The sequence below is a fragment of the Candidatus Margulisiibacteriota bacterium genome, assembly GCA_041658645.1.
Lineage (GTDB): Bacteria > Margulisbacteria > WOR-1 > O2-12-FULL-45-9 > XYB2-FULL-48-7 > JBAZZV01.
In genome coordinates this window covers 27,687-44,372 of the sequence record JBAZZV010000007.1, presented here as the reverse complement: position 1 = coordinate 44,372, position 16,686 = coordinate 27,687, and the positions used below count along the sequence as shown (strand labels likewise).

Genomic DNA, 16,686 nt, shown 5'->3' with positions numbered 1-16,686 from the left:
CTCCCTCATGCCGGAAGCAAGTCTCCCAGCGTCTTTATTATTTCCGACTTATTTAGCTGTTCGGCGCTGGCTGAATTGTAATCGGCTGACGGGCTGCTTGACTTCTTGTCAAGCATCCCGGGCAAAATTGTGTACATTTTACCGTCATCAACGGCATTGGTCATTTCAATGTGCGTCATCAACTCTTCGTGGAACTTTTCTCCCGAACGCATACCGATCTCCTTAATTTCGATCTTTTTGGGGTCATGACCATACCTGCCAGCCAGCATTTCGATCATCGCCTCCGCCAAAACTCCGACTTTGACCGCCGGCATTTTAAGGATAAAGATCTCTCCACCTTTGGAGCCGACCGCGGCGTTCAAGATCAGTTCTACCGATTGCGCTATGCTCATGATAAACCGGGTCATGTTGGGATCGGTTACCGTCACCGGCCCACCCCGTTTGATCTGATCCAAAAATATCGGGACGACTGACCCGCGGGAAGCCAGCACATTGCCGAAGCGGACGCAGGCAAAAGCCGTTCGGCCCAAACCCTTATAATTATTGGAGGAGATGGTGATCCTTTCGGCCAGTAATTTGGTGGCCCCCATGACATTGATCGGATTGACTGCCTTATCAGTGCTTATATTAATGACCTTCCCGACGTTCTGGAATAAGGCCTCTTTGATCACATTCTGTGTTCCGATAACATTTGTTTTCACAGCTTCAAATGGATCAAATTCACAAGCGGGCACATGCTTGAGCGCGGCAGCGTGAAAAACTATATCAATTGAGTCCATCGCCCATTTTAAACGCTCTTCATCACGGATATCGCCGAACAAGAAACGCACTTTGCCTTTGCTGCCGTATTTCTGAGACAAATTAAATTGGGCATCCTCATCATTGCTGAATACTCTGATAACGGAAGGTTCATATTTAATGACCTGCCGGACGATCTCGCTGCCGATCGAACCCGTTCCCCCCGTCACCAGGATCTTTTTGCCGGAAAAGTAATCCTTCATTTTTTCACTCCTTGCAGCGCCGCTTTAAGCGCTTTGACGACTTGATCGATCTGACTTTCTGATAAACGGTTAAAAAACGGCAGCGCGATCGTCCGATCAGCGACCGCTTCAGTGATCGGGAAATCACCTCTTTTAAAACCGAATTCTTTTTTGTAAAATGGCTGTAAATGGATCGGCGGGAAATAGGCGCTGCAGCCGATCCCCTTGGCCCGCAATTCCAAGATTATCCGGTCGCGCTGGGCAGAAGAGAATTCATCGGCCAACCGCACGACATAGACAAACCAGCTTCGTTTAATGCCAGCAGTTTCTCTCGGCGGCAGGATCAACCCCTGAATACCTCTCAATTTTGCCTCATAAAGATCCGCCGCTCTTTGGCGACGTTTTAACAGTTCAGCGATCCTTTTCAACTGGGCGATCCCGAGCGCGCAGTTAATGTCGCTTAAGCGGTAGTTATAACCCAGCCGGCTGTGCGCCAACCAACCCATACCATCATCCCGCCCCTGATTACGCATGCTTCTCGCCAACAATGCGATCTTTGCGCTGTTAGTCGCGATCAAGCCGCCTTCGCCGGTGGTCATCTGTTTGTTGGGATAAAAAGCGATAACAGAACAGTCGCCGAACGTTCCGGCTTTCCGGCCGTCAATCTCTGCCCCCACCGCCTCACAGGCATCTTCGATCACCGACAAACTATGTTTATTGGCGATCGCCATGATCTTTTTCATGTCGCAGGGATAACCGAAAACATGGACCGGCAGGATCGCTTTGGTCTTTTTGTTTATCTTGCCAACGATCTTCTTGACATCGATATTGAGAGTGTCGGGATCGATATCGACAAAGACAGGCCTGACCCGTTCAAACAGCAGACAGTTAGCGGAAGCGATAAAACTAAAAGGGGTAGTAATGACCTCATCATCATCTTTTAGACCCAGCGCTCTGACGCAAAGATGGAGGCCGCTGGTCCCGCTGTTGACGGCGACCGCATGTTTAACACCCAAATAGGCCGCGAATTTATTTTCAAATTCCGGCAGTTTCGGCCCCAGGCTTAAGTTCGGTGTCCTTAAAACAGCCAGAACAGCTTCTCTTTCGCTGTCAGTAATATCCGGATTTGATAATGGTATTTTCATTTCTTTCCCAGCTTTTTGACAACTTTGGCCGGCACGCCGAAAGCCACGCAATTGTCCGGTATATCCTTATTGACGAAAGAAAAAGCGCCGACAATTGAATTCTTGCCAACTGTAACCCCCGGCATAACTACGCAGTGACTGCCGAGACAACTGTCTTTCTTAAGCCAGACTTTCCCATTTTTGCCGTCGATCGTGGAAACAGAATAGATAGAACAATGCGAGCCGACCTGGACTCCGGCCTCGATAACTACTCCGTTCTTGGCGTTGATATATGTAAATGCCCCGATATCAGTCTTGTTGCCAAGCACCAAGTTATTCGCATGCTGGATCAGCCAGTTATATTTGGTTAATTTACCCTCTTTAATCGCAGGCAAACGCCATTTCTTAAATCTTTCCGCCATGATCATCTCCTAATAGGTTATTTGTTTTTGTAAAAAATCACGGTCTATCCCGATCTTGCTTAAAACTGCCGCGATCTTTTCACCGGCGCGGCCACTACCGTATGGATTGACGCAATGATCGATCTGCCGGTGAAACTTATCATCAAATAAGGCTCGTTTGATTGCCTTTATTATTGCTGATTGCTTATGCGGCACATCGATAACATTCTTCCCCCGCTCTCGCCCCGCTTGCCTGATCCCGATATTAACCACCGGCAGTTTAAATAAGGGGGTTTCGATGATCCCGCCGCTGGAATTGCCGACCAGAACTGAAGTATATTTTAACAGACTCAGGTAGACTCTGCGCGGCAGATTTTTAAAGAGCCGGATATTGTCGACAGTTCTTAGTTTTTCGATCTCTCTGATTATGGTCCTGCCGCCTGCGTCAGAATTAGGATAGATCACTACCGTTGGCAGATTAAACTGTCTAACCGCAGCGATCGTCCCCTTGATCTGTTCCCCGGCTTGTTCTATTTGGGTCGTGACCGAATGCTGCAGCAGCACCAGGACTGGTTGAGTAAAATCAAAACCTATTTCAGCCGCTAACGCTTTTTTTGATAATAATGGCTCATGCAAAACCGTATCCAATCCGGGGGCACCAACCAAAAAAACACGCTTTGGCTCTTCCCCCAGCTTAATTATCCTCTCCTTACTTTCTTTTGATGCCGGAAAATGGATATGAGCCAGTTTGGTGATCGCGTGCCTGGCCGACTCATCAAGGCCGGCCATGCTGATATCCCCACCATGGATATGGGCAACGGCAATATTCATATAAGCGCTAGCGATCGACGCCGCCAAGGCCTCGGTCCGGTCACCCAAAACCAAAGTGACATCCGGCCTTATCGAGCTCAGGGCGGCCGCCAGCCCCGTAATGCCACGGCCGATCGCTTTAGCCATGGCTGCTCCGTCATTGTTAGCCGGGTCCATTTTCACTTGCTGATCGATCCGGAAGCCATCTTGTTGGATCAAGCCGGCCGTCCGGCCAAATTGAGAGGAAAGGTGCATGCCGGTCGCGATCAATGATAGTTTGAGCTCAGGCCGGGCCCTGATCGCCAACATAACCGGCTTTAACAGGCCGTATTCGGCCCGGCTACCGGTCACCACGCAAATCTTTCTTCTCTGTTTCATGTTGTCAACAATTCCGCCTGCCAAATGATCAACTTTTTCCCGTCTTTTTCAAGGTAAGCGCCCTTGTACGGTTTCGAAAGGGCTTTGATCTTAGCGTAAATATCGTTGAGACTTTCTTTTTCCAAATCGATCCTGTTGTCAGCCAATTTCGGTTTTTTGAAAACCACCGCTTCCCTTCCATCTTGGGGGGTTCGCGACGCCTGGCCGGCGATAATTAACGGCAAATATTGCCTGATAATCTTTTTACCGGCTCTGATCACTTTTTTATAAACAGTCGCCGCATCATCAACCTCACCAATCTTGAATTTTTCTTGAGCGATAATATCGCCGTCATCAAGCCCGGTCCCGGGATAAAACATGGTCAGCCCTGACTCCCTGACGCCTGTCAGGATGGAATTAATGATCGGCGCCGGGCCCCGGCCAAAAGGGAGCAGCGTCGGATGAAAACCAATCACGCCTCGCGGCGGTATTTTCAGCACTTCGCCGTCAACGACCTGGCGCCAGCCGCACATCACGACCAGATCAGGCGCCAATTCTTTAAGCAGCGCTTTTTCTTTGTTGATCTCGGAAACTTGATGGACTTTAACGCCAAAATTTTGCCAGCTTTTGGCCGGTACACCGTCATACATGATCGTGGCCGCGGTCTGGTCAAGGGTGATGACCGCGTTTAGGTCAAAGCCTTTGACCTTAATCGCTTCTTTCAACAACTCCAAACCCAGTTTATTGGCTGACAACCAGACAGTTTTCATTTTCCTATCTCTGGATCTCCCTGATCAGCATAAAGGCCTCGGCATAATCAGCGCAAATCTCCAAGCCCCGCTTCTTGGCCAGCGTGATCAGGCCTTCGGCATTGCGCGGGTGCGGCGGCGCTTTAACCTCCGAGGCATAAATCTCGAAGGCTTTGATCTTTTGCTCGATCTGCCGTTCGATCCCGACCCAAACGTTCGGGACAAAAGCCCGGTTATTCCATTCGGTTTCGGAGAGGGTCTCGTAACATAACAATTTAATGGTCTTCGGCGGCCGGGTCCCAACGGCGCAAGCCCGATAAATCAAAGTATGGTCATAATTAAGATCACCTTCAAAATGGGTATAAACGATCGACGGCTTAACCTGGTCGATCACAACCGCGATCTTATTGTTCAATTCGCCGTGCGGCAGCGTATTGAGCTTGACCGTTGGCTGATCGAGATTAAAACGGCCGGCGATCCCTAATAGCTTGTCCACTTGCGCCTGTTCGACGATCTTCTGCTCGATATAGTCCTTCGACCATTCCGGCTCATAGGCACTAGTCACCAGGCAAACATAAACTTTATCTCCGGCGGCAACATGTTTCAAAACCGTACCGCCGACGCCCAATACTTCGTCATCGGGATGGGCCGCTACCACCAGGACATTTTTCATGTCGCCACCTGCTTCCAATTTAATAACGAATCTTTTCTGATGTTGCGCCGGGCGGTCCGGCCGATCATTTTTGGCAGATCTTTCGGTTTGATCCCGGTTCCCGGCCGTTTGATGGCTAGCAGTTCCCTGGTCAGCTTAGTCCCGCCGGGAATATCGCGGGCGGCAACTAGGCTTTTTCGGGTGACTTTTGCGACCGCCCGCTCTGACCGCCGCGGTTCTTTTTTCCCGTTCCCCAGGGCCGCCTCAACTTGCCGGACCGCCGAAATTAGGGCGGCTAATTCTTTCGGTTCCAGCGAAGCCTGGTGGTCCGGCCCCGGCAGAGTTTTATCGAGCGTAAAGTGTTTCTCGATGATGGCGGCGCCAAGCGCCACAGCCGCCACGGCAATCCCGATCCCTTCGGTATGATCGGAGTAGCCAACCGGGACATTAAACTCTTTGCTCATCGTCGCCATCGCCCGCAGATTGACATCAACCGGCCTGGTCGGGTAATTGGAAGTACAGTGCAGCAAGGCCAATTGATAGCTTCCCGCTGATCTCACGCACTCAACCGCCGACCGGACCTCCGCCAAAGTCGCCATCCCGGTTGAGAGAAGCAACGGTTTTCGATAAGAAGCGATCTGCCGGAGAAAAGGGAGGTTGGTCAAGTCACCGGAACTGATCTTGAAAGCCGACAGACCTAAGCGGTTAAGCAGGTCGGCGCTTTCCAGGTCGAACGGCGTCGAGAGGAACATTATCCCCCGCCGCCGGCAATAGGCGGACAACTTGCGAAAATCAGCGCCGGACAGCTCCAGTTTTTTAAGCATCTCCTGCTGGGAGCCGCCCGCGGTCGTTCTTTTCTGATAACCGGCCTTAGGCGCGGTCATCGTCGCCAGCGCCGCCGCCCGGAAGGTCTGGAACTTAACGGCATCGGCCCCGGCCGCTTTGGCCGTGTCGATCAGTTTTTTGGCCGCGTTAAGGCTCCCGTCATGGTTGACCCCGGCCTCCGCGATGATAAAGACCGGTTGATCGAACCCGATCTTCCGATCGCCGATCTTGATCATTTTGACGCCCGATTTAGCTTTCACTTTTGATCAGTTCTCCGATCGTCTCGGGGTTCACCGCCTCGATTATTTGGCCGTCCCGCAGCTCGATAATGCGGTCCGCGTCCTTAATCGCGCTTTTCCGGTGGGTGACAAAAATGACCGTCTTCCCCTCTTTCCGGACCAGCCGCAAAACCGTCTGCATGACATTTTCTTCCGTCTGGTGATCGAGCGCGCTGGTCGCTTCGTCCAAAAACAAGATTTCGGGATCGCGCAGAACCGCCCGGGCGATGCTGATCCGCTGTCGCTGGCCGCCGGAGATCTTCATCCCGTCGTCCGCCAGGATATAATCCAGGCCGCCCGGCAGGGATTCGGTAAACTCCAGCATGTCCGCCTTGGCCAGCGCTTTTTTGATCGCCCCGTCGTCAAATTCTTTCCGGCCAAAAAGAATGTTGGCGCGGATCGTGTCGTTGAACAAGAAAGTCTCCTGCCCGACGTAGCCGATATGTTCGCTAAGGGAGCGGGCCGAATATGACTGGAGATCTTTCCCTTCCACCAAGATCTTACCGGCGGTAGGGCTTAATAAGCCGGCCAGCAGATCAAGTAAAGTGGTCTTGCCGGAACCTGAAGGGCCGATTATCCCGATAAATTCTCCGCGCGCGATAGAACAATTAAGGCTTTTAACCGCGGGTTTCTTGGAATTAACGTAAGAGAAAGTCAGATCTTTCAAATCAATGCTGGTTGAAAATTTGTCCAGCCGCTCGATCCCATCAAAAGGCTTCCTTTGCTCCGCTTCCTGGATCGCAATATAAGCCGCCTCCGCGTTCGGCAGCATCCCCATCAAGGTCATGCCGTATGTGCTCAATTGCTTTAAAGAAGGCATGATCTTTAAAAGAGAATAAGCAAAAACGCCCAACATCGGAATACTGCCGATGATCCCGCCCTTAGTGCCGGAATAATATAGGACCATGACGCACAAAAAAGAAATGTAAACCAACTCCAGCAGGCTGCTGGGAATGCTGCCGATCAGTGTATCTTTTAGCGCGTATTGATAAAATTTCCTGACCTCTTTGCTGAACAATTCCACCCAATGCCCAACGGCGCCGTGCAATCTGATGCTTTTGATCCCTTTTAAGGCGTTCATGGCGTGGATCGTTTGGTTCGAAGCGCTGATCGCCCGGCCGCTGCCGGTGCCATAGGAGACATTTTGCGCGACACTTTTTGTGATCAAATAATAAACGTAAGAAGTGACCAATAAGATGCCCGTAATCAGCGGGGAAACCACGAAAAGAACAGCCATCATCATAAGTATTTTTAATAATTCCACGAGCATCAGGGGTATTGTGTTAACAACTTTGCTGACGTAGCCAGGGGCGGTTAAAAGACGGAAAGCCAGATCACCCTTTTCGGTGTTCACCAAAAACTGATAATCGGCTGTCAGCAAAGCGGACATCATCTTGATCTGTGTTTCTTGGAAGATATTATTGGCCACAACCCAGGCCAACAATGAATTGCCGTAATTTAAGGCGATTTTAATAATGGTCACGGCCAAGAGAAAAATGATCGTTACGTATAAGGGGGTTAAGGAAGAATGGGCGGTCGCCCAAGCTATCGCGGCATCCACATATTTATTGCTCCCCCCCTCCACCGCAGAAGCCGGCATAATGACCAACAAGACCGGATAGATCGCGACGGCCGAAAGACTCTCAAAAAAAGCGGCAAAAAAGCTCAGGATTGCGACAACCGTCAACACTTTCCATTTCTTGGCCATGAAATATTTTAGGGTCTCTACCGATCTGCCGGTGATTTCCAATTGATTCTCCTAAAAAAATAATTGAGGTTGACGCTAAGCATTTCCGGTCATTTTTTCTTCTCTAATTCCAGGATCACTTTCTTGTAGGCCCGTTTCACTTTTTCCGGCAAGGTCGGGCTTAACACGCGGAGGATCTCCCGGCCCATCACCCGGTATTGCCCGCCGATCTTGGCTACCCGAAGCACTCCCTGCCTGATCAGGCGGCGAAAAGTGGAATCGGAGATCTTTAAAATAGAGATAGTTTCTTGCGGCGTATAGACACTATTTTCATCAACAACCATAATATATTAAGTATAGCAAATAAGCAGAGTTTGTCAAGAGGTCAAATATCTAGTCAAAACTTGTCAATTGGTGTTTTTCGGCCAAAGTTATTAATTCCTTTGCCAGTATTTCCGGAACAGGAATCCCCTTCAAGGAGCGCTCCGCAAAACAGCGCTTTTCCGGATCACCCGGAGCCATGACCGGAAAATTCTTGTCCTTCGCCGGTTCCCGGCGGAGTTCATCCATCATTGTTTTTAGCCGCTTTTTGAAGACTTTCGGCTCCTCAAAAGCATCGATCCTGATCGCCATAAAAAAGTGACCCAGCCGTCGTTTATCACTTAGCGGCGTGCCGAACATCCGGCTGACGTTTTGGCCATAGGGAGCGCCGGTCAAAAGGCCGCAGAGGATCTCGACCATCATGCTCAAGCCGAACCCTTTATACCCGCCGATCGGCAGGAGACTGCTTAGTTTGTTCGGATCAGTTGTCTCGTCACCATTTTCATCCACTCCCCAGCCGGGCGGCATTTGCTTTCCTTGTTCCTTATATTGCTGGACCTTATTGAAGTTTGTTACTGTTGTCGCCATGTCCAGACAAAACGGCTCTTCCCCCTCGCACGGCGCGACCAGGCAGATCGGATTATTCCCCAGGAACGGCCGCAAGCCGCCGTAAGGAAGGACATGGGCGGTCGCGTGGGTAAAACTTAAGCCGATCATCTCTTCCCGGGCCGCCAGGTGGGCATAATAGGCCGCCGCGCCAAAATGGCTGGAATTGTGGACGGCGACCGCGCCGATCCCGTTCGTCCGGGCGATCCCAATCGCTTTCAACATTCCTTCGGCCCCGGCCGCGTGGCCGGGGGCATGATCGCCGTCAAGTTTGCCGGTTGAAGGGGCGGTCAGTTTAAAATCATATTTCGGCTCTCTGTTCAACCGGCCGTGGATAAAGCCTTGCAGATAATGAGGGAACAATCTGATCCCATGAGAATCGACCCCCCGCAAGGAAGCCTGGACTATCCCTTCAACTAAAAACCCGGCAACATCAGCCCGGACATTTTCTTTCGCTAAAATGCTCAAAAACAATTCTTTAATTTTTTTATCGGGAACCAGTCTTTCTTTCATTGGTTTTTCCTTTCCGACCAATTTTTTACCAACTGTTCGGCCAACCGCAACCCTGCCTCATCCCGGACCTCGAGCGGAGCATAGGGGTCATTGACTTCAACAATACCGACCTTTTCTCCCAGGAGCCGCCCTTCTCTTAAAAACAGCGGATGGGTCGCGCAGGCCAGACCTTTGATGCTGATATAGACGGGCTCCTTGAATTTTCTCGGAACAAAACCGGCATCAACCTGCTTCAAACCATCAGCTTCCTTGACCCAACAGGAACCAAATTCCGTTCTGGCCGCGACCACGCTGTCCAACCCCTCTTTAACCAACCGCATGATCAACTGGTCAAGAAACCCTTTGGGACGGAAAGGGAAAGTGACCTCTAAGGTGACAATAATATCCGCCATTATCCCCTTGTTCTCCATGGCCATGACCGCGTGTTGAAAAACGCTTTCGAGGCCCACATGCTCCGCGGAGAGGGAGCTGTCCCTCATAAAGGGGACGCTGGCGCCTAATTTCTTCGCCAGGTCGGCGTGTTCTTCTGAATCGGTGTACACGATTGTCTGTTTGACAAATTGGGACTCTTTAGCGCTGTTAACCGTGTATTCCAGCAATGGCCGGCCTCCCAGTGAAAAACTTTCACCTTTGACCGGGACCAAGGCAACAATATTAAGGTCTTTGAGTTGCAGGTGATTGAAGCGGCGGCCATCCTCGCCATTTAGATTCTCGATGATCTTGACCACGTTGGTACAACGTTCTTTGTTCTGGTTCTGGTGGATCCCATGCCAATGATAGACACTCGCTTCCGGCTCATAGATGATCTTATAGCCGGCTTTGAGGATATCCCTCGCCCAAAGCCGATCTTCAATATTGGAAATCTTCTCATCGAACGGTATTTTTTCCCAGATATCCCGGCGGATCATGCTGTTAGCGTTGTGGAAAAAACTGTCTTTGAGCTGAACCTTCTTGTCCAGACCGAAAACCGTTATCAGGTCGCGCTTATCGGTGTCTGGGGTAAAAGACATCGGCTCCTGCCGCCCGTAAACTCCGGCCACTGTATCGTCGCTAAAGTTGCGGAGGAGGTTCCCCAGCCAGCGGCTGTCGACCGGGATGCAATGGGCGGAGAGGCAGACGATATAGTTGCCGCTCGAATTTTTTATCCCGATATTGATCGCCTTGCCCGGCAGGAAGTCGTCGATCGAGACGATTTTGACCGGGAAGGCCTGGGCTTTTTTAACGGTCTGATCACTGCTCTTATTGTCGACCAGGATCACCTCGAAGTCCTGATAATCCTGCTTGAAGACCGCCTGCAGGCAGGCGCCGATCCATTTTTCCTCGTTATAGGAACGGATAATTATCGAAATATTTTTGTTGTTCATAACAGCCCCTTTTCCTTTAATGATTTTGACAAAACTTCGGAAAAAAGGCAACAACCCAACTCGGTAAAATGCATTTTATCCAAAAAATACTTTTCGTTGAACGGCAATGCTCCATTTAGATCGACAAAGAACGAATGAGGGTGCTTTGCCACAACCAACTTCATTATCACATGCAGTTTCCTCATGTATGCATAATATGGCCCACCCTGGATAATTTCCGGAACGAAAACTACTTTTGCCCCCAATATATTGCCAACGTTACAGATGCCTTCATAACGCATCTCAATAGCCGCTTCATAATCGCGGTTGCAGCGAGCCAAACCTTTTTCTGGGAAGGTCACCTTGTTGCCGTAAACTGAAGTTAGTCCGCCATTCGCCTGCCAGCAGCGCCTTGAGTCGAATACTCCCCGCTTGAAGACCGCGCTTGAGAACTGACCCATCAAATTGGCATAATCAGGAAAAGCCCACTCTTCCGAAGGTTCCCCATTATAAAGCGGCGTCAGGTCATTCTTCGACTGATAGACAATTATAAGATTCGGCTTAAGCAGAGGCGCCCAGCTGATCAGCCTGGTCAAACTTTGGAGCGTATTCCAGCCACCGACACCCGCATTGGCAACAACACAATCATTAGATATTGCCAGCCGGCTTGGCCATGGGCTGTTTAATTCATACAGGCCTGTGCAATAAGTTGTGCTGCCACCAAAGCAATATATTTTCTGTTTTCCGGCGGCCACCGCAAAAGATTTGATGACCGAGTCAGCCTCATCAGTTTTCCTGAACCCTTCGACCGTATGCAGTTTCATTCCCGACCTGTTCTCATAGCCAGGGTTCAAGGCCCAATTTGTCATCGGATGGGGAGCGTAAATATAATGTTTGCCGATACCAGATTGGTCATGGCCGGAATAAACGATCAATTTCTTGAGGTTAGGCGCCCGCAAGAGCCTGATCTCTCTTTTCACGACCGAAACAAACCAACTAAGCCAACGGATAAATGTCTTCATCGACAGCTCCTCCGGTTTCGATCAAAACGTTCTTATCGCTTATTCTCGGCCTGGTTAGCCTGAACGTGTCTTTATCAAAGGGCTCTTTCCAACCGGAAGCAAAGAGCTTATTCCGCTGCTGCCGTGAAATAAGACTGATGATCCCGGCTAAACCCAACCACCAAAGCAAGCCGGCCCTTCCCCATTTAGCATGAACCTGCTCCGCTTTTACCCCCAGGAACGATTTGTTAATCAAATGACAATCCTGCCTTGAATTCACTTTCGATCAATTGCTTTTTCTGCTTTTGTTTGTCTAAAATGAACCGTTCCAAGACCAAATAATCCATCTCGGTGTTCATAAAACAACGCAAAGCATCGATTGGCGCGCCAACGATCGGCTCGCCGCGGACATTAAAAGAGGTATTGACCATAACAGGACACCCGGTCTTTCCCTTAAATGCCTCCAAAAGTCTATGCAAATATGGCCCCCTTTGCCTGTCGACTGTTTGGACCCTAGCCGAACAATCAACATGGGTCACTGCCGGGATTATCGACCTGACTTTGTTTATTGAGCCGATACCGGATCGGTCATTATCATATCCAGGAACCAGCTTTGCCGCAGCCACCTGAGCCGTAATAAGCATATAAGGGCTTTCTGTCTTGATCTCAAACCACTCTGCCGCTTCTTCCGCCAGAACAACCGGGGCAAACGGTCGAAATGATTCCCGGTATTTTATCTTCAAATTCATCTTTTTTTGCATGTCAGGATCGCGCGCGTCGCCGATTATGCTCCGGGCACCCAGCGCCCGCGGTCCAAATTCCATCTTTCCTTGGAAGATGCCGATCACCTTGCCGCCAGCAATTAAATTGCAGAGGCGAGCCGGCAATTCACTTTCGCCGACTTCATCATAAACAAAACCGTGCAGATCAAGAATTTTTTTGATCGTTTCTCCGGAAAAAGCCGGCCCCAAAAATGATCCCTTCTGCGAGTCATTTTTCCCATCGGCCTTTCGTTCTCTGCCAAACAGATTATAATGAGCCAACAGGGCGGCGCCTAGCGCTCCTCCGGCATCGCCGGCAGCGGGCTGTATCCATAGATCCTCAACAATATCAGATTTCAATAATTTACCATTAACAACACAATTCAAGGCAACACCACCAGCCATGGCCACTTTTTTCTGCCCGGTAAGCCTGACCGCCTGCCTGACGATCTTTCCCATTATCTCTTCAACCACTTTTTGAATCGAACTCGCAACATCGGCATCCCGTTCCGTCAGCGGCCCTTCCGGCCGTCTCTCAGGCGCGTTAAACAACCGCTGGAAATTTCGGCTGATCATCCTTCGTCCGGTCATAAAATCAAAATATTCCGTATTCAGCTTTATCGAACCATCATCATTTATCTCAACCAATTTGTCTTTGATCAAATTGGCGTATTTTGGCGTGCCATACGGGGCGAGTCCCATCACCTTATATTCACCGGAGTTCACCTTAAAACCCAGGAATTGGGTAAAGGCACTATAAAGAAGGCCGACGGAATGGGGGAAACGCTGTTCTTTGAGCAGTTCTATCTTAGCCCCTTCGCCCAGGCCAATGCTTGAGCAAGACCATTCACCCATCGCATCTACCACAATGATAGCCGCTTTCTCGAATGGTGACGGGTAAAAGGCCGAAGCAGCATGGCTGAGATGGTGACGGGAAACAAAAATCTCGCCCTTGAAAGCCGGCAGCTTAGTGGCGATGATCTCTTCGAGAAAATATTTCCTGGCCAGGAAATCACGAACTTTCCCCGCATTAGCTTTAACTCTTAACGGTGCGAAAGCGGTCAGCGTTTCAATTAACCGATCCAGTTTAAGTTGTGGTTCATCATAAAAGGCAATTGTATCGATCTCTGCCGCTCCCACGCCTCGTTGTTCAAAACAAAAATTAATGGCGTTCACCGGGAAGGAACTGTCAAATTTAGTTCGGGTAAAGCGCTCTTCCTGGACGGCCGAGATTATTTCACCGTCTTCAACAAGCACCGCCGCTGAATCATGAAAAAACGCCGATATCCCTAGGACTAATGGTTTTTTATTCATCTAAAACCCCTTAATAACGTACGAAGAATTCTTAACCAAACAGGATTACTCCTTCGCCAATCCCTCTCGACTGCTATTAAATAATCCTGGGTTTCTTCTCCCCGGTTGACCTTGCCGGGAGTTTCGCTCGCGAGCTCATCGTTTCTTTTGAATATAGCACGAATAAATTCATCAGCTTTAACCGCGGTCAGGCCATTCCGCTTGGTGAATTCCTTTAATGTCCTCAATTCAAAACAAAAATTATGTTCGAGCTGTAAAAACGACAAGAAATCGTTGCCGCTGACCAGCCATTCGTCGGATATTTTATCAGCCCGCGTTCGGCTCCAATGTTTTACCCCCGGGACTTCAATATAAATGCTGCCGGTCGGAGTGATCAGTTCTTTCGCCTGCTGCAAAGCCAGATCAACATCCGGCATATGCTCAAGACAGTGGGAAAAGATCAGCAGATCGGCCTTCAACGACAGCTTCTGGAGCGATTCGATCCCACCGGATAAAAGCTCCATTCCGGCCGCTCTCCCCGCTCCCAGCCTGTCTTCGTCAAAGTCGCAACCGTAAACCTGACAGCCGGCCTGATGGAAAGGATAAAGATTACAGCCATCGTTGCAGCCAACCTCCATGACGACACCTGTCTTTTTAAAACCTTCGCCCAGCGCGTCTTTTATCCATTGAAATCTTTTCCAGGCATACGCCCCCGGAGCGGTACGATCGGCAAACATCCGGGCAGCGCTCCGCCCGTCATTCTTCAGTTGATTGCAATATTTAGCGTAATAGCGATCTGCCCCCTTATCACTGAAATAGGCGGAGGAGAAAACTAGCCCGCAGTTGTCGCAGATCACGGTTTCCAGGGGCAAACCGAGCCGGTCTTTTAAAGCGACAACCGTTACTTTTGTTGCTTGACATAAGGGACAGGCGGCAAAAGCCAGCCGTTCGATCTCCCCATTTTTTAGCGCTTCCCCGACCACCCCAGCCGCCGCTCTGGTGATCCGACTTTCCCGGTAGAGCGGACGTCCGTTAGCCTTAAATCGGTTCGACAGCAAGGCGAGTTTCTTTTCAAGCATCCCCAGCAACCTCGTCATAGCGCAGATCATAATTACCAAGTTTTTCTTTACCGACCAGAAGCGCCTCCACCATTTTCAGATCGTCTTCGGTCTTAATAATCAGAGCTGACTCTTTACTAACCGGATAATAACCCATTTTGCCGCAAAACAGGGCATAGCCTTTTTCTTTATATGTCTTTTGAAAAGTCTTATTGCGCCACATCATCACGGAATAAACAAAACGCTGGACCGGTATTAAATCCTGAGTCCTGGCAAATAGACCGTCTTCCTGGAAATTGAGCGGCTGTCCGTCATACAGACAATGCACCTGCTCCTCCCGCACCGTGATCAGACCATCCAGTTTCTTTTCTTGAAAATAACGGACGACAGCACGGACCTCTTCCCCGCTCTGCAGCGGCGAAGTTGAATTAACCCAGACAGTGATGTCGGCCGGATGATGTTCCATAAAATCAAAAACAACATCGTCGGACTTGGCCTCGGAGCTCCCCAACTTTTCCGGGCGGTGGTAAAATTCTACCCCGTACCTTTCAGCAATCCCGGCAAAAACCTCGTTTTCCGAATTCAATATTATTTTATCAAATACACCGGATTTTTTGGCCGCCGCGATCGGGTAATAGATCATCGGTTGCCCGTTGATCAGGGCTAAGTTCTTTTTGGCCAGACGGGTACTCCCCATTCTGGCCGGGATCATCGCGACTATTTTTTCCTTGCCGGTCATAAATTTACCCAGGCTCCATTACGTTTCAGGCTCTGATTGGCCGCTTCGACCACCGCGGTCGAAACCAGCGCTTCCGAGAAAGTCGGCCTTTTCCCTTCCAATTTCTCCGGCGAAGTTTCTCCATCAATAATTCCGCGAACATCGCTTACGAACTGGAGAATACTCTCAACCCCATAACCGCGAAAGGTCGTTTCGCCCTCCCCATTCGCGTAAAAAGCCGAGAAATCAGGATTCGGTTCTTCGATCCCGGCCGCGTCGGTCACCAGACAGATCCCCCGTTTTTTCTGGTCCGCTTCATAGCGCCCTTTTGTCCCGATCACTTTGATCTTCTGATCGGACATCGCCGATGTCCCCTCGGGATCGATCCAATTGACCAGGATCGCGCTGGTGAACCGGCGACCGTTCGAACTTTTCCATTCGATCAAACATTGGATCGAATCGTAAGTATCGACCCCTTTGGCCCGAAGAAAATTCTTCTGGCCGACGGCCATGACCCGTTGCGGCAGAGCCCGGGTGGCGAAATAGATAATATCGACGTAATGGACGCCGAGATATTGGAAAATATTACTCTTGGTCGCCCAGCTTTTAAAGACCCCCAGCGGGATGTTTTTTCGCTGGCTGTATTCGACAATAAAGTAAAGCGGATCGCCGATCTTCCCTGAGCCGATCGCTTCTTTCAGCTTTAAATTCGAACGGTCATAGCGCTTGTGGAACTCGACCGCGCCATAAACATTTTTGGCGCGCTGAAGCTTGACGAGTTCCTTGGCCTCACGCAGCGTCGGAGCGAGCGGTTTAACGACCAGGCAGGGGATACTCCTCCTCAGCAAGTTAGCCGTGATCGCAAAATGGAGATGATCCGGCACCGAAACAATGGCACAATCGGGCCACCAACCGTCCTTGAGCGGCTGCTGGTAAGCCTGTGGGTCCCGGCTCTTCCCTTTTGGAAAACATTCCACATCCAGCCCAAAACCAAAGATCTTCCGTAAGGCGGCGAGTTTTGCTCTTAGCGCTTTGACACTGCCCGCACTTGTCGCCGCGACCTTCACCTCAAGCTCCCAGCCATCCTTTTGAGCCTGAAAAAGAGCGGGCAAGATCGTTCCGTAGCCGGTTGTCCCCCGACCGCAGACGTACATGCCGGCCCCAACGATCAGCACCTTTAAACTTTTATTTTTTTCCATTTTACCGCTC

Annotated in this window: 17 protein-coding genes; all 17 read right to left on the bottom strand. The window is 50.2% G+C overall.

Annotated elements, in window-relative coordinates; translation table 11 throughout:
- Window positions 1–5 precede the first annotated feature (5 nt).
- Genes WC903_06720 through WC903_06640 form a run of 17 tightly spaced genes read right to left on the bottom strand, consistent with a single transcriptional unit; the run spans window position 6 to window position 16,676 of the window.
- The gene (locus tag WC903_06720) at window positions 6–1,001 is read right to left on the bottom strand and encodes a UDP-N-acetylglucosamine 4,6-dehydratase family protein (protein ID MFA5893628.1); all 996 of its coding nucleotides are present in this window, start codon (window positions 999–1,001) and stop codon (window positions 6–8) included.
- Entirely contained in the window at window positions 998–2,125 is a 1,128-nt protein-coding gene (locus WC903_06715; GenBank protein MFA5893627.1) for a DegT/DnrJ/EryC1/StrS family aminotransferase, read from the bottom strand. The genes WC903_06720 and WC903_06715 overlap by 4 nt, the downstream gene beginning before the upstream one ends.
- A complete protein-coding gene (locus tag WC903_06710) occupies window positions 2,122–2,526 on the bottom strand; it encodes an acyltransferase (GenBank protein MFA5893626.1) in 405 nt (134 codons plus the stop codon). Before WC903_06710 ends, WC903_06715 begins: the two co-directional genes overlap by 4 nt.
- A gap of 9 nt (window positions 2,527–2,535) precedes the next feature.
- Window positions 2,536–3,693 carry a UDP-N-acetylglucosamine 2-epimerase gene (neuC, locus tag WC903_06705; GenBank protein ID MFA5893625.1) on the bottom strand — a complete coding sequence of 386 codons (1,158 nt, stop codon included), beginning with the start codon at window positions 3,691–3,693 and terminating at the stop codon, window positions 2,536–2,538.
- The gene (locus WC903_06700) at window positions 3,690–4,442 is read right to left on the bottom strand and encodes a formyltransferase family protein (protein ID MFA5893624.1); all 753 of its coding nucleotides are present in this window, start codon (window positions 4,440–4,442) and stop codon (window positions 3,690–3,692) included. Before WC903_06700 ends, neuC begins: the two co-directional genes overlap by 4 nt.
- A gap of 4 nt (window positions 4,443–4,446) precedes the next feature.
- Window positions 4,447–5,094, bottom strand: a complete 648-nt coding sequence (locus tag WC903_06695; GenBank protein MFA5893623.1) for a PIG-L family deacetylase — start codon at window positions 5,092–5,094, stop codon at window positions 4,447–4,449.
- Window positions 5,091–6,158 (bottom strand): N-acetylneuraminate synthase, encoded by a 1,068-nt coding sequence (gene neuB, locus WC903_06690; GenBank protein MFA5893622.1) that lies wholly within the window; start codon window positions 6,156–6,158, stop codon window positions 5,091–5,093. The genes WC903_06695 and neuB overlap by 4 nt, the downstream gene beginning before the upstream one ends.
- Complete coding sequence (locus WC903_06685) at window positions 6,148–7,926, bottom strand: ABC transporter ATP-binding protein (protein ID MFA5893621.1); 1,779 nt, start codon at window positions 7,924–7,926, stop codon at window positions 6,148–6,150. The genes neuB and WC903_06685 overlap by 11 nt, the downstream gene beginning before the upstream one ends.
- A gap of 47 nt (window positions 7,927–7,973) precedes the next feature.
- A complete protein-coding gene (locus WC903_06680; protein ID MFA5893620.1) occupies window positions 7,974–8,207 on the bottom strand; it encodes a helix-turn-helix domain-containing protein in 234 nt (77 codons plus the stop codon).
- Window positions 8,208–8,256: 49 nt separating this feature from the next.
- Window positions 8,257–9,303 carry an Ldh family oxidoreductase gene (locus tag WC903_06675; protein MFA5893619.1) on the bottom strand — a complete coding sequence of 349 codons (1,047 nt, stop codon included), beginning with the start codon at window positions 9,301–9,303 and terminating at the stop codon, window positions 8,257–8,259.
- Window positions 9,300–10,667 carry a glycosyltransferase family 2 protein gene (locus tag WC903_06670; protein MFA5893618.1) on the bottom strand — a complete coding sequence of 456 codons (1,368 nt, stop codon included), beginning with the start codon at window positions 10,665–10,667 and terminating at the stop codon, window positions 9,300–9,302. The genes WC903_06675 and WC903_06670 overlap by 4 nt, the downstream gene beginning before the upstream one ends.
- Window positions 10,664–11,668 carry an SGNH/GDSL hydrolase family protein gene (locus WC903_06665; protein ID MFA5893617.1) on the bottom strand — a complete coding sequence of 335 codons (1,005 nt, stop codon included), beginning with the start codon at window positions 11,666–11,668 and terminating at the stop codon, window positions 10,664–10,666. The genes WC903_06670 and WC903_06665 overlap by 4 nt, the downstream gene beginning before the upstream one ends.
- Window positions 11,643–11,903, bottom strand: a complete 261-nt coding sequence (locus tag WC903_06660) for a hypothetical protein (GenBank protein MFA5893616.1) — start codon at window positions 11,901–11,903, stop codon at window positions 11,643–11,645. Before WC903_06660 ends, WC903_06665 begins: the two co-directional genes overlap by 26 nt.
- Window positions 11,896–13,722 carry a carbamoyltransferase N-terminal domain-containing protein gene (locus WC903_06655; GenBank protein MFA5893615.1) on the bottom strand — a complete coding sequence of 609 codons (1,827 nt, stop codon included), beginning with the start codon at window positions 13,720–13,722 and terminating at the stop codon, window positions 11,896–11,898. Before WC903_06655 ends, WC903_06660 begins: the two co-directional genes overlap by 8 nt.
- The gene (locus WC903_06650) at window positions 13,719–14,780 is read right to left on the bottom strand and encodes a methyltransferase domain-containing protein (protein ID MFA5893614.1); all 1,062 of its coding nucleotides are present in this window, start codon (window positions 14,778–14,780) and stop codon (window positions 13,719–13,721) included. Before WC903_06650 ends, WC903_06655 begins: the two co-directional genes overlap by 4 nt.
- On the bottom strand, window positions 14,773–15,498 hold the full coding sequence (locus WC903_06645) for a hypothetical protein (GenBank protein MFA5893613.1): 726 nt from the start codon (window positions 15,496–15,498) through the stop codon (window positions 14,773–14,775). The genes WC903_06650 and WC903_06645 overlap by 8 nt, the downstream gene beginning before the upstream one ends.
- Entirely contained in the window at window positions 15,495–16,676 is a 1,182-nt protein-coding gene (locus WC903_06640) for a Gfo/Idh/MocA family oxidoreductase (protein ID MFA5893612.1), read from the bottom strand. Before WC903_06640 ends, WC903_06645 begins: the two co-directional genes overlap by 4 nt.
- Window positions 16,677–16,686 lie beyond the last annotated feature (10 nt).

Bases quoted from the DNA above. Each gene is read 5' to 3' on its own strand.
- WC903_06645 (MFA5893613.1), bottom strand. From the start codon at position 15,498: ATGACCGGCAAGGAAAAAATAGTCGCGATGATCCCGGCCAGAATGGGG.
- WC903_06670 (MFA5893618.1), bottom strand. From the start codon at position 10,667: ATGAACAACAAAAATATTTCGATAATTATCCGTTCCTATAACGAGGAA.
- neuC (MFA5893625.1), bottom strand. From the start codon at position 3,693: ATGAAACAGAGAAGAAAGATTTGCGTGGTGACCGGTAGCCGGGCCGAA.
- WC903_06640 (MFA5893612.1), bottom strand. From the start codon at position 16,676: ATGGAAAAAAATAAAAGTTTAAAGGTGCTGATCGTTGGGGCCGGCATG.
- WC903_06675 (MFA5893619.1), bottom strand. From the start codon at position 9,303: ATGAAAGAAAGACTGGTTCCCGATAAAAAAATTAAAGAATTGTTTTTG.
- WC903_06680 (MFA5893620.1), bottom strand. From the start codon at position 8,207: ATGGTTGTTGATGAAAATAGTGTCTATACGCCGCAAGAAACTATCTCT.
- WC903_06695 (MFA5893623.1), bottom strand. From the start codon at position 5,094: ATGAAAAATGTCCTGGTGGTAGCGGCCCATCCCGATGACGAAGTATTG.
- WC903_06715 (MFA5893627.1), bottom strand. From the start codon at position 2,125: ATGAAAATACCATTATCAAATCCGGATATTACTGACAGCGAAAGAGAA.
- WC903_06710 (MFA5893626.1), bottom strand. From the start codon at position 2,526: ATGGCGGAAAGATTTAAGAAATGGCGTTTGCCTGCGATTAAAGAGGGT.
- WC903_06700 (MFA5893624.1), bottom strand. From the start codon at position 4,442: ATGAAAACTGTCTGGTTGTCAGCCAATAAACTGGGTTTGGAGTTGTTG.
- WC903_06665 (MFA5893617.1), bottom strand. From the start codon at position 11,668: ATGAAGACATTTATCCGTTGGCTTAGTTGGTTTGTTTCGGTCGTGAAA.
- WC903_06650 (MFA5893614.1), bottom strand. From the start codon at position 14,780: ATGCTTGAAAAGAAACTCGCCTTGCTGTCGAACCGATTTAAGGCTAAC.
- WC903_06655 (MFA5893615.1), bottom strand. From the start codon at position 13,722: ATGAATAAAAAACCATTAGTCCTAGGGATATCGGCGTTTTTTCATGAT.
- WC903_06720 (MFA5893628.1), bottom strand. From the start codon at position 1,001: ATGAAGGATTACTTTTCCGGCAAAAAGATCCTGGTGACGGGGGGAACG.